At 44.6% G+C, this 12179-nt stretch carries 10 protein-coding genes; 3 read left to right on the forward strand and 7 right to left on the reverse strand.

Annotation, left to right across the window (positions count from 1 at the left end; all coding sequences use genetic code 11):
* Positions 1-150 precede the first annotated feature (150 nt).
* Positions 151-1512 carry a pyridoxal-phosphate dependent enzyme gene (locus GO620_RS04130; RefSeq protein ID WP_157526540.1) on the forward strand — a complete coding sequence of 454 codons (1362 nt, stop codon included), beginning with the start codon at positions 151-153 and terminating at the stop codon, positions 1510-1512.
* Between the two features lie 146 nt (positions 1513-1658).
* Here the strand turns inward: GO620_RS04130 and GO620_RS04135 are convergent, their stop codons facing one another.
* Positions 1659-3212 (reverse strand): ArnT family glycosyltransferase, encoded by a 1554-nt coding sequence (locus tag GO620_RS04135; protein WP_157526541.1) that lies wholly within the window; start codon positions 3210-3212, stop codon positions 1659-1661.
* Between the two features lie 129 nt (positions 3213-3341).
* Here GO620_RS04135 and GO620_RS04140 point away from each other — a divergent pair, with 129 nt between their 5' ends.
* Positions 3342-4079 carry a heavy-metal-associated domain-containing protein gene (locus GO620_RS04140; RefSeq protein WP_157526542.1) on the forward strand — a complete coding sequence of 246 codons (738 nt, stop codon included), beginning with the start codon at positions 3342-3344 and terminating at the stop codon, positions 4077-4079.
* Between the two features lie 36 nt (positions 4080-4115).
* Here the strand turns inward: GO620_RS04140 and murA are convergent, their stop codons facing one another.
* Entirely contained in the window at positions 4116-5423 is a 1308-nt protein-coding gene (murA, locus tag GO620_RS04145) for a UDP-N-acetylglucosamine 1-carboxyvinyltransferase (RefSeq protein ID WP_157526543.1), read from the reverse strand.
* A 344-nt stretch (positions 5424-5767) separates the two neighbouring features.
* Positions 5768-6493, reverse strand: coding sequence for a DUF4290 domain-containing protein (locus tag GO620_RS04150; protein ID WP_157526544.1), 726 nt, complete (start codon positions 6491-6493; stop codon positions 5768-5770).
* A 444-nt stretch (positions 6494-6937) separates the two neighbouring features.
* Between GO620_RS04150 and GO620_RS04155 the strand changes: the two genes are divergently transcribed.
* Positions 6938-8044 carry a mandelate racemase/muconate lactonizing enzyme family protein gene (locus GO620_RS04155; RefSeq protein ID WP_157526545.1) on the forward strand — a complete coding sequence of 369 codons (1107 nt, stop codon included), beginning with the start codon at positions 6938-6940 and terminating at the stop codon, positions 8042-8044.
* Between the two features lie 2 nt (positions 8045-8046).
* Here GO620_RS04155 and GO620_RS04160 read toward each other — a convergent pair whose 3' ends face one another.
* The 4 genes from GO620_RS04160 to GO620_RS04170 all read right to left on the reverse strand — a co-directional run bounded on the left by GO620_RS04160 (position 8047) and on the right by GO620_RS04170 (position 12086).
* A complete protein-coding gene (locus GO620_RS04160) occupies positions 8047-8367 on the reverse strand; it encodes a gliding motility-associated C-terminal domain-containing protein (protein WP_157526546.1) in 321 nt (106 codons plus the stop codon).
* Positions 8368-10374, reverse strand: a complete 2007-nt coding sequence (locus GO620_RS04165) for an NHL repeat-containing protein (protein WP_157526547.1) — start codon at positions 10372-10374, stop codon at positions 8368-8370.
* A gap of 133 nt (positions 10375-10507) precedes the next feature.
* Positions 10508-10639 carry a hypothetical protein gene (locus GO620_RS17300; protein ID WP_262895027.1) on the reverse strand — a complete coding sequence of 44 codons (132 nt, stop codon included), beginning with the start codon at positions 10637-10639 and terminating at the stop codon, positions 10508-10510.
* Between the two features lie 76 nt (positions 10640-10715).
* Positions 10716-12086 (reverse strand): dipeptidase, encoded by a 1371-nt coding sequence (locus GO620_RS04170; RefSeq protein ID WP_157526548.1) that lies wholly within the window; start codon positions 12084-12086, stop codon positions 10716-10718.
* Between the last annotated feature and the right edge of the window lie 93 nt (positions 12087-12179).

Genomic DNA, 12179 nt, shown 5'->3' on the forward strand with positions numbered 1-12179 from the left:
AAAATAAGTTTCTCATCAAATCCGACTATAGATTGTACTTATACACTACATATTTTACTGGCTGAGTTGTATTAATTGTACCATGTATCTAACTATTCTTACAATTAAAGTGCAGATATTCCGCCGCGTATTCGCAACTTTGCTGATACTATGTGGTACAATAATATCCTCGAAACCATAGGCAATACGCCGCTGGTTAAACTCAATAAAATTGTAAAAGACATTCCGGCTACGGTATTGGCCAAAATAGAAACAACTAACCCCGGTAATTCTATAAAAGACCGTATGGCCCTTAAAATGATCGAGGATGCCGAGGCAGATGGCCGCCTTAAACCGGGTGGTACAATTATAGAAGGCACGTCTGGTAATACTGGTATGGGCTTGGCCATTGCAGCTGTCATTAAAGGTTACAAGTGTATTTTTACCAGTACAGATAAGCAGAGTAAAGAAAAATTCGATGCATTACGCGCCTTTGGTGCCGAGGTGATCGTTTGTCCAACCAATGTAGACCCGGAAGATCCGCGTTCCTACTATTCAGTTTCTTCGAGGCTAATCAAAGAGGTTCCTAATTCATGGAAACCTAACCAGTATGATAACCTGTCGAACTCGCAGGCGCATTATGAACAAACCGGCCCGGAGATATGGGACCAAACCGAGGGAAAAATAACCCACTTGATAGTTGGGGTAGGTACCGGCGGAACAATTTCGGGCACGGCCAAATATTTAAAGGAGAAGAACCCAAATATTCAGATATTAGGCATTGATACCTACGGCTCGGTTTTCAAAAAATACAAAGAAACGGGTGTTTTCGACAAGAATGAAATCTATCCTTACATAACCGAAGGCATCGGCGAAGACTTTTTGCCGGAAAACGTCGACTTTAGTTTGATAGACCATTTCGAAAAAGTAAGTGATAAAGACGCGGCCTTGATGACGCGCGAGATTGCTTTAAAAGAAGGCATTTTTGCAGGCAACTCAACAGGTTCTGCAGTGGCGGGTGCTTTACAGATGAAAGATCGTTTTAAAGAAGGCGACTTGGTAGTCATCATATTCCCGGATCATGGTACCCGTTACCTTGGTAAAATGTATAATGAAGACTGGCTGCGCGAACGTGGTTTTCTGAAAGATGAGAAACTTACCGCACGTGAGATCATTGCTACAAAAGAAAGCTCAGAGATCATCACCATCGACTCTGAGAAAACGGTGTTAGAGGCTATCCGCACCATCAAGGCGATGAACATTTCGCAGATACCGGTTACGCAGCAAGGCATGGTTATTGGCAAGATCACAGAAAGCGACATCCTTGATGCTATGTTAGACAACCCGGGCTTGCGATCTGCTGCCGTTAAAACAATTACAACGCCCCCTTTTCCATTTGTTGATTTAAATGCCTCAATTGACAAAATCTCGTCGATGATCAATAAGGATAATATTGCTGTATTGGTAGAAGATGATAAGGGCGAAATAGAAATAATTACGCAATACGACATTATCAACGCGATGGCGGGATAAGAGATGTGCAGATGTGCGGATGAGTGAATGTGCGAATAAGTAAATGTGCAGATGAGTAGATATGCGGATGCGTTAAGCTAAATGTATTTAGCCATCTTCAGAAGTGAAATTAAATCGGGGCCTCAGTATCGCATTGCACTTACACGTTATTCAGACAGCCTTTCGTTCAACACCTTTTTATAAATCTGTTGAAGTTGTGGCTTCAACCCTTTGATCAGGAATATACCCGTGCCGAATTCGCGGGCCAGTGGGTTAGTTACGCCATCAGCGCGGGTTGTCGACGCTGCCAAAGGTGTCAAATCGCTCACATCATTATCATCGCTAACGTAAATTAAATTTTGAGGAGTGATGCTTGCCGGTGCCCACAAGGCAAAACTACTATCCAAACTTACTATCTGCGGCAGACCGTATTTGGGCCCAAAGTGCACAAAGGCGCCGGCTTCGCCATAATTATCTGCCAGGATTACAGTTTGCTGCTGCTCCTCCGGACTTAGGCTGTGATATACTTTGGCCGTCTTGCTCACCATTTCCTCCCAGCTTAGCATGTCGGCATAGTCTTGCGTAAGCGGGTGCTGTTTGCGGTCTTCCCAGGTCATTAAAAATCTTACCGAATGCAATCTCTTTGCTGTTGCTGCGGTGTAACTTAATGTCTGTTGAAGCGATAAAAAAGGCAGCACTAACGGAAACAGCACAAGATTAGGTACAATCACGATAACGATGGCTACCACTCTTAATCCCAGCCATTTCTTGCGGATCCAGCTTTCAATCATATATCCGCCGGCTGCAAACAGCATGGGATAAGCAGGAAACAAGTAATAGATCTTACCGTGCATTTTTAGCAGGAATGCAAATACCAGCAGGTAGGCTATACCCAGAAATAAATATTTGCGCAAACGGTACGACAGGAAAAGCGCAAGTAAACCGGTAATCCATACAAATAAGCCGGTGCCATTACAAAGAAACTGCTGAATAATGAAATCAGTCCGGCTGTTACCGTCTAATTGATACTTGGCCAACTTGCCCATGTGCGTTACAATAGGCATATGGTGAGTAGCTTGCCAGATGGCGTTGGGCAGGAATATCATAACTGCGATAAGCGCGCTTATTACAAACTGACGGCTTAAGATCACCCTGTGCTGGCGGCTCAGTAATAAGCCGATGATCAATGACACCACAAAAAATGCCATAGTGTACTTGTTTAGCAAACCAACACCTACCACTACGCCAAGCAGGTATAAATTAAGATTGTTTTTGGTATTGATGTACCGAACGACAAGGTAGGCTGCTAACAGCCACCAAAACTGGTCGAAAATGACAGGCTGGAATAGATAGTCGCTAGCGGCAAACGCAGGCGAAAATATAAGCGTCAAACAAGCTATGGTAATAGCCATTTTACGCCCACCCATTTCAACAACCAGTTTCCCGGCAAACCAAACCATTACCGCCGCAAAAAGCGTTGGAAAGATCCGCGTTGCGATCAGCGAGTTGCCAAAAACATGTAAAATGATATTAGCCAATAACGCTATAAACGGTGGGACTTCTTTATATCCCCAGGCCAGATGGTTGCCTAATGCCAGGTGCAGCAACTCATCCCGGTGAAAACCGAAGTGGTTTATTGCCAGTAAGTTGAACAGTATCTTAATGCCTACAAAAATGAGGATAAAGTTGCCGTATGTCGACTTTCTGTTACGGTAAGGCATTAATTGGTTATTGGTTGGCTAAAGTTAATTAAGAAATCCAGATTTCAAATGTTCATTTAATATCCTCCGCATCTCGCCAGGACTAAATATGTAAAATGAATGACAGCACGTATTGTAAATTTGTAATACATGGAACATACCTATAAAATCACCGGCATGACTTGCGCCGGATGTCAATATAAAGTGCAAACCCTTTTGAGCGGCGTTAACGGCGTAAAATCCGTAAATGTGGATTTGCCTGGCGGTGAAGCACGGGTGGAAATGGAATCGCACATCGATACAAATAGCTTTAAGGAAGCGCTTAAAGATTATCCAAAGTATCAGATCAGCGACGTAAATGTCGCCATGCCAAAGGCGGTGTTCGAGCCCGGGCAAGAAGCATCAAAAACATGGATTAAAACCTACAAACCTATCTTGCTGATTTTTGGCTACGTGCTTGGCGTATCTATAAGCGCCGGAAGCTATAGCGGTAATTTTGAGATCATGACCGCTATGCGGGCTTTCATGGCGGGCTTTTTCCTGGTATTCTCCTTTTTCAAAATGCTGAACCTTGAAGGCTTCGCAGAAAGTTACGCTATGTATGATGTCATTGCCAGAAAATTTAACGCGTGGGGATACATTTATGCATTTATTGAATTGGCTTTGGGTTTTGCTTATGCAGTGAACTATAATCCACTTGTTACCAATACAGCTACCATTTTAGTAATGGGGGTAAGTATCATCGGCGTTCTGCAAAGCGTACTTAACAAGCGGGCCATCAAATGCGCATGCCTGGGAGCGGTGTTTAACCTGCCAATGAGCACCGTAACCATTATTGAAGATGGCCTGATGATAGCCATGAGCGCGGCAATGCTGGCGTTTATATAAATAAAAACCCTCTCATTTCGGAGAGGGCTTACAAAATCATATTCTTGTAATATCGGCACCGAGTGCTTTTAAACGCTCATCTATGTGCTGATACCCACGTTCTATTTGCTCTATATTATAAATGGTCGATTCGCCTTGTGCTGATAAGGCCGCGATAAGCAATGATACCCCGGCGCGGATGTCCGGCGAAGTCATGGATATACCACGCAGTTTCACCTGGTTATCTAACCCGATAACAGCGGCACGGTGCGGATCGCACAAAATGATCTGCGCACCCATATCCAAAAGCTTGTCTACAAAGAACAACCGGCTTTCAAACATTTTCTGGTGGATCAATACCGACCCTTTGGCCTGGGTAGCAACCACCAGGCAAATGCTTAGCAAGTCGGGGGTAAAACCCGGCCAGGGCGCATCGGCAATGGTCATGCTCGAGCCATCTATGAAAGTTTCTATCTCGTAATGCTCCTGCGCGGGGATATAAATATCGTCGCCGCGAAGCTCCATTTTTATGCCCAAACGCTTAAACGTATCGGGGATCATGCCCAACTCTTTATACTGAACGTCTTTGATGGTGATCTCGGAACCTGTCATCGCCGCAAGGCCTATGAAAGACCCTATCTCTATCATATCCGGCAGCATGCGGTGCTCTGTGCCACCCAATTTTTCTACACCCTCGATGGTGAGCAGATTGGATCCAATACCGCTGATCTTCGCGCCCATGCGGTTAAGCATTTTACAAAGCTGCTGCAGATAGGGCTCGCAGGCGGCGTTATATAAAGTGGTAGTACCCTTAGCCAATACCGCAGCCATTACCACGTTAGCAGTACCGGTTACAGAAGCTTCGTCAAGTAAAATATATGTACCCTGCAAGTTGCTGGCATCTACATTATAAAAGCCGTTCTCGGGGTTGTAGTTAAACCGCGCGCCCAATTTCTCGAATCCTAAAAAGTGGGTATCTAACCTGCGACGGCCAATTTTATCACCGCCTGGTTTCGGTATAGCAGCTTTGCCAAAACGCGCCAGAAGCGGGCCTACTATCATGATCGACCCGCGTAAACCACCACCCTTGGCCTTAAATTCTTCAGAACTAAAGAAATCTACATTGATATCCTTTGCCTCAAAACGATAAGTATCGGGTGCAAGGCGGGTTACGATAACACCCATATCGCCCAATAGTTCTATAAGTTTGTTAACGTCAACAATGTCTGGTATGTTACTGATGGTTACCGGTTCCGGCGTAAGCAGCACAGCAGAAAGTATCTGCAAGGCCTCATTTTTAGCGCCCTGAGGGATGATCTCGCCTTTAAGCGGTTTGCCGCCCTTTATAACAAATGCGTTTTTCATAGGTATTATTTGGTACAACCCAACCAGGCAGCCGGATTTGCTGCTAAGTTACACGAAAGAATTACAAAGGGAAAAACAAGCGTAAATCAAATTCGATATCAAAGCAGGATTGGTAGGGACTTAGAATTAATTTTTGTCAGGAAACGACCATTATTAAAAGCAACGTCAATAGTTTGTTTACGTAGATTTTGGGCGTTACCCCGATGAATCGGGGTCGCGCTATGCCCTACAAGTCCTCATCCCGCAATTGTGCGGGATTCCGGGCTTTTCGCTACTATCGCTAACGCAAAAATACCCGGTCATGCAAATTAACCGATGCCGGATGGATTACCACCTGTCAAAAATTAGTACTTCTTGCCGCCGTTATTACGGTTGCGGTTATTCTGATTGTTATTGTTCCGCTGGTTATTATTCTGGTTGCGGTTGTTTTGGTTGTTATTGCGTTGGTTATTGTTTTGGTTGCGGCCACGGGCATTATTAGTTACCGGAGCACGGTACTCAACACGGGCCAGGTTGGTGTTCTCTTCCAACGCCAGTTCGCCGCCGGACATGGCTTTCAGATCGGCAATGATGGTTTCGTCGGCAACGGTGTCCTTATTCCATTGCACATAAGCCATTTTCATAAAGTTGGCTATAGACTGCACCATGTGCTGTTTACGGGCAGGTTCATCAATGGCCTTGGCCTTATCCATCATCAACTCTATTGTTTTGCCATAGTGCTTGTACTTAATACGCTGATGCGGATATTTAAGCGGTGCGGGTTTGGCGGTCAGCACATCCGGCTCAGGCGCGGGGTAAGGCGAATCGACATCTATCTTGTAGTTAGATATAATGTGCAGGTGGTCCCACAATTTGTGCTTAAAATCGGCCACATCGCGCAGGTGCGGGTTTAAAAAGCCCATCAGGTCTATTACCACCTGGGCATATTTGTTACGTTCTTCTTTATCGGGCAGTTCGCAAATGTACTTTACCATGTTCTGCACATTGCGGCCGTATTCCGTAAGTAAAAGTTTGCTGCGGGTCGAGTTATAATCAAAATCGCCCGGCATATCTGTATATGACGATACCATCAATTATTAAAATTAAAAGTGAAAAAATGGCAACCGCGTAAGTTTGCGTACAGGAGACGCGCTGAGTGGCGGTGTGTAAGATTAACAACACAAATATAACAGATTTGTGCGGATGTGCAAATAAAGTGGATGTGCGTATGAGAGGATGCGCAGATATACGGATGTGTAAATGAAACTCCACAAGAGCGTCATTGCGAAGAATAAAATGACGAAGCAATCCCATAGCGGCTTATAAAACCAGGTTGGGGATTGCCACACCGCCGTTGGCGGTTCGCAAAGATGTGGTGGAGAAATTTTCAGGCACTATCCCTAATGCAATTTAATCCCCTTCCTCCCGGGGGAGGGTTAGGGTGGGGCTTCTATTGGCATTGCACTGATGGTTTTACGCTACTATCCCTACCGCAATTAAGCTTGCAATTCCCATTCATTACTTACCTTAGCCCCATGCCACAACTAACCATTACCGGGGTCGATATTTATCGTTTCAGCATCGCAATGGAGCCGTTCACCATCGCTACCGGTACCATGGATTATGCCCAAAACACCTTTATCAAGGTACATACCAGCGGGGGACTTTACGGCGTTGGCGAGTGCTCAGCATTCCCGATGATCGTTGGAGAAACGCAGGATACCTGCCTGGTGATGGCGCGCGATTTTGCTAAATTGTGGAAGGGGCAAAATGCTCTGGACATTCAAGCACGATTGCAAGAACTGCACAATTTTACTGCTGGTAACAGCACCATAAAAAGCGCGTTCGACTGTGCGCTCTATGACGTAGCCGCAAAAAACGCGGGATTGCCTTTGTATAAATTCTTAGGTGGCGAAAAGCGCGAGGTGGAAAGTGATATTACCATCGGTATCGCGTCGCCGCAAAAAATGGCCGATAAGGCAATGCAATTCAAAAATAGCGGCGCCAAAATCCTGAAAGTGAAACTTGGAAAGAACGCGGTTGAGGATATAGAACGTATAAAACTGATCCGTGAAGCTGTGAGCCCGGAAATGCAGATACGCATAGATGCTAACCAGGGATGGGATTTTGACGACGCGGTATTGGCCCTGCAGGGTATGAAAGATTTTGATGTGGCTTTTTGTGAGCAGCCCATGCGTACCTGGGATAATGATCAACTGCCTAAACTGATGCAACTGTCTCCGGTAAAGATCATGGCCGACGAAAGCGTCTACAACCATCATGATGCACGCGTGCAAATAGAAACAGGATCTTGCGATTACATCAATATAAAAATGGCTAAGTCGGGCGGAATACTCGAGGCAAAAAAGATCCATAATATAGCCGCGCAGCACAACATTCCTTGTATGATGGGCGGGATGCTGGAAAGCCGCATTGGCCTTAGCGCACAGCTGCACTTTGTTTACAGCAGCCCGAATGTGCAATTTTATGATATGGACACCTGCATGCTGGGCCACCTGGAGGACCCGTGCATAGGCGGTGTAAGATACGATGGATACAAATTACTGATAGATGACGCGCCGGGCATTGGCGCAGACGCAGACGAAGCGTTTTTGCGAAAATGCGAGCATTGGTACTTGTAGTATTAACGGATAATGGTGACCTCGCCCGTAACAGGTTTGGAACCGTCTTTTAGATCGATAATATAGTAGTAAGCACCCGCAGGCACATTACTTCCATTTGCAGTACCATTCCAGGGAACGGTATAGCCTTTCGATTCGTAAATAATAATCCCCAGCCGATTGTAGATCTTTAAAGAAGAATTTGTGTAATCACTTAAATGCGGTATTTGCCACAGATCATTTATTCCGTCGCCGTTAGGGGTAAACGTATTAGGCGCGGTAACGGTGCTGATCACATTTATAGTTTCGCTTGCTTGAGCACTGCAACCCAACGCTGTAGTCACTTAAAGCGTATATGTGGTTGTTTGGTTTGGGGAAGCGATCGGTGATGGCGAGTTAATATCATTAAGCCCCGCCGCCGGTGACCACAAATAGTTCACCACTTTGCCATTTACAATAGGTTTAAGTGTTACGCCAGAACCGGCTATCACACTTTCTTGTTTTGCCAGGGTTACCACCGGCAGAGAATCAACACTCATTGCCACGGGTAACCCCGTGTTTGGTATACCACAGCCATTTCCTGTTGTAACGGCACAATTGATCACGTCACCGTTTGCCAAATTGCCTGTTGAAAAAGTAGGCTGGTTACTGCCAACACTAAAACCATTTACCAGCCATTGGTAATTTGGATTGGCATCGGGGTTAATTAAAGTTGCCGTAAAGGTTACCGGCTCGCCAGCACAAATAGCCGTTTTTGAGGCTGAAACGCTAACAGACCTGCCGGGGAGCGAACCTGAATATCTTGCGGTCACAACGAAAGATGTTGTTGCTGTGCCCCCTGTAGTATCCGTGGCGGTAAGTGTAACTTTTACGGGCACATTATTGAAAACGGGTGAGTTAGGTGCCGGAGTTTGCGTTACCGTAACGTTGTTGTCAGGGCAATTATTAGCAGTATTAGCTTTAGTAGTGTAGTTGGCCAGGTTAGCGCAATCATTTAACGTGAGATCTGAAAATGTGTTGATGAATTTAGGTACGCTTTGCACTTTGACCGGTACATCAGCACTTACCACCTGACAGCTATTTGTGCCTATATTACCTTCGTCAACCGGTGGGTTTAAACCTCCTATTAGCGTTGTAACTAAACCGTCTATTGTAACCTTTCTAATATAATTTCCATCAACAACAATAAAGTTTCCGCAAATGTCGCGTGTTACGTAAGAGATCAAGGTAAATCGTGCCGCCGATCCGCGCCCATCGACCGATCCCCCCACACTTCGCGAGCCCGCAATAATCGTCGCCGTGCCATTTTTCGATACTTTGGTTAACTCGCCAAAACCGCCATAAATAAGATCGCCATTCGGCAAAAATAAAGTACACTCAGGCTGTGCATGATAAATGGTTGTAAAATCGTTATTTTGTGATGAATAAGTGTGCGGGTCAAAAAAAATGGAAACCTCACCCAATGGAGTGATTTTTTTAACAAAAACTTCATCTTGCACTGTAGGTCCTCTTCGGGCACACACATACAGGTTGCCCTGATTGTCTAATGAAAGGCCGGATATCGACCCTTCCATGGCAATTATAAATCCTTCTTTATTTCTTAGTGTTGTAACATTACCCTCCGGAGATATTTTCCTAATATAATTATACGTGCCTTCTGATACATACATATTACCGGTTTTATCCATTGTAAGCAGTCCCGGGTAATAAAAACTGGCAGATTGCGCGTCGCCGTCTTTTACAAACGCTTGTCCTGTGCCCGCATATGTACTGACGGTGCCATATTTGTCCAGCTTGCGAATGAGCTTGTTTTGACTATCAGCGAAAAATAAATTGCCTAATGAATCGCAAACCATCCCACCGGGGCTAGAAATACCAAGACCTGCACTTCTGCCTTGTCCGTTCCTTGCATCAGGTAATCCATCTCCAGCGAAAAATGAAAAATGCCCATTAGGTTCAAATTTTCGCATAATTCCGATCCCCGAATCTCCGGAAAACAGATTGCCGCTTTGGTCATAAACTAAACCTCCAAAACTTTTATATCCAAGGGCGCCCGAATTTGTCTTTTCGATACCGCCATTGGTGAAACCCACAACATTTACCGTATTTTTCCCCGTGGTGCTACAATCAAAAGATGCCGGTTTGAATTTGAATTTCATCACAGAGTCTGTCGGATTGTAAACGGCAGCAAGTGAGTCAACAACAACCTTATGTTTACCCTGATCATCTAATTTTAAGATTATAGGCGGAGTTTTAGGTGTTAAAGCAGGGAATTGCGCATACGATACTAAAGCGTACAGACAAATAAGTACCGTTAATAATTGTGCACGAAGTAAGCCCGCTAAAGGCATTGGCAGAATAGGTTTAAGATGCCATAATTGGTTAAGTTAAATGTAGCACCTTTATATGAACTTTCATATAGGCCTAAAACAACAAATCCCCCCGGCGAAAGCCGGGAGGATTTGTTGTTAGCTTAAGCAATTATTATTTGCTGTGGCTTTTTTTGCTTCCGCTGCTCATTGTTTTTGCTGCAGCTGATTTTTCACTTTTTGATGTTGTTGAGCTTTTCAAATCTTTTGAAGCTTCTGATTTTGAATTTGATTTTGCAGTTGCCATAATCGTGTTTATTTTTAGTTGTGAACGTTAATACATAAACCAGGCCAAACTGCAATAATTTTTCTCTGTCAGAAATTTATTTGCTTAACTCTGCAAAATATTTATGAAACAGGGGTAAAGTCTCAATGCCTTTGTAATAATTGAAAATGTCGTATTTCTCATTAGGTGAGTGCAATGCGTCGCTGTCGAGACCAAATCCCATTAGTACAGTTTTCAATCCCAATTCTTTTTCAAATAAAGCTACAATAGGTATGCTGCCACCTCCGCGAGTTGGTATTGGTGCTTTGCCAAAAGATTCTGTAATGGCTTTTTGTGCTGCTTTGTAGGCAATACTGTCTGTTGGAGTAACCACCGGCTCGCCGCCGTGATGCGGTGTAACTGTCACTTTAACGCTTTTAGGCGCTATCTTCTCAAAGTGGTCTGTAAATAATTGCGTGATCTTCTCTGACGACTGATTAGGAACCAGGCGCATAGAGATCTTTGCATTAGCTTTTGATGGCAATACCGTTTTAGCACCTTCGCCAATATAGCCACCCCAGATTCCGTTTACTTCGAGGGTAGGGCGGGTACCGGTACGCTCTAACGTGCTGTAACCTTTTTCGCCCCAAAGCTCATTTACTTTAAGGTCATTTTTGTACTCATCCTCGTTATATGGGGCGCTGTTCAGTTCGCTTTTTTCCTGGTCGGTTAGCTCGATCACATCCCCATAAAAACCCGGAACGGTTATGTGGTTATTCTCGTCGTGTAGGCTCGCGATCATCTTAGTAAGAATGGTGATAGGGTTTGCTACCGCACCGCCGTACACACCTGAATGCAGATCGCGGTTTGGGCCAACAACTTCTACTTCGAGATATGATAAGCCCCGCAAGCCGGTTTCTAACGACGGATTTTCCATGCTCAGCATAGACGTATCAGATATCAGCACGATGTCCGCCTTTAGCTTCTCTTTGTTGTTCTTTACAAATATGCCCAGGTTCGATGAGCCTACTTCTTCTTCGCCCTCAATCATAAATTTGATGTTACAAAGCAAGGTATCCGTTTGCATCATCAACTCAAATGCTTTAACATGCATATAAAACTGGCCTTTGTCGTCGCAGGCACCACGGGCGTAGATCTTTCCATCGCGGACTGTCGGTTCAAACGGCGGGGTTTTCCATAGTTCCAGCGGATCCGGTGGCTGTACATCATAGTGGCCATAAACCAGCACAGTTGGCTTTGTACTATCAATTATCTTTTCACCGTAAACGATGGGGTAGCCCGCGGTTGGGCACACTTCTACATTATCTGCACCGGCATCTTTTAACTTCCCGGCAACATGGTCTGCAGTCGCCAATACGCTGTCTTTGTATTTTGGGTCGGCACTTACAGACGGAAAGCGCAGTAACTCAAACAGCTCTTCCAAAAAACGGTCGCGGTTTTTATCTATATAAGATCTAATCTGTTCCATAATAATAGGTTTGCAGCAAATATATCGATACACCTAATAAAACCATTTGGCTTGTTTAAATAAATGCTTAAGCCGGCTATTTTTGTAATCAGA

Origin of the sequence: Mucilaginibacter ginkgonis, assembly GCF_009754905.2 — a bacterium.
GTDB classification, from domain to species: Bacteria; Bacteroidota; Bacteroidia; order Sphingobacteriales; family Sphingobacteriaceae; genus Mucilaginibacter; species Mucilaginibacter ginkgonis.

Coding starts and splice junctions, on each gene's coding strand:
- GO620_RS17300 (WP_262895027.1), bottom strand. CDS start 10,639: ATGGCAACTGCAAAATCAAATTCAAAATCAGAAGCTTCAAAAGATTTG.
- GO620_RS04155 (WP_157526545.1), top strand. CDS start 6,938: ATGCCACAACTAACCATTACCGGGGTCGATATTTATCGTTTCAGCATC.
- GO620_RS04135 (WP_157526541.1), bottom strand. CDS start 3,212: ATGCCTTACCGTAACAGAAAGTCGACATACGGCAACTTTATCCTCATT.
- GO620_RS04130 (WP_157526540.1), top strand. CDS start 151: ATGTGGTACAATAATATCCTCGAAACCATAGGCAATACGCCGCTGGTT.
- GO620_RS04140 (WP_157526542.1), top strand. CDS start 3,342: ATGGAACATACCTATAAAATCACCGGCATGACTTGCGCCGGATGTCAA.
- GO620_RS04150 (WP_157526544.1), bottom strand. CDS start 6,493: ATGGTATCGTCATATACAGATATGCCGGGCGATTTTGATTATAACTCG.
- GO620_RS04170 (WP_157526548.1), bottom strand. CDS start 12,086: ATGGAACAGATTAGATCTTATATAGATAAAAACCGCGACCGTTTTTTG.
- GO620_RS04165 (WP_157526547.1), bottom strand. CDS start 10,374: ATGCCTTTAGCGGGCTTACTTCGTGCACAATTATTAACGGTACTTATT.
- murA (WP_157526543.1), bottom strand. CDS start 5,423: ATGAAAAACGCATTTGTTATAAAGGGCGGCAAACCGCTTAAAGGCGAG.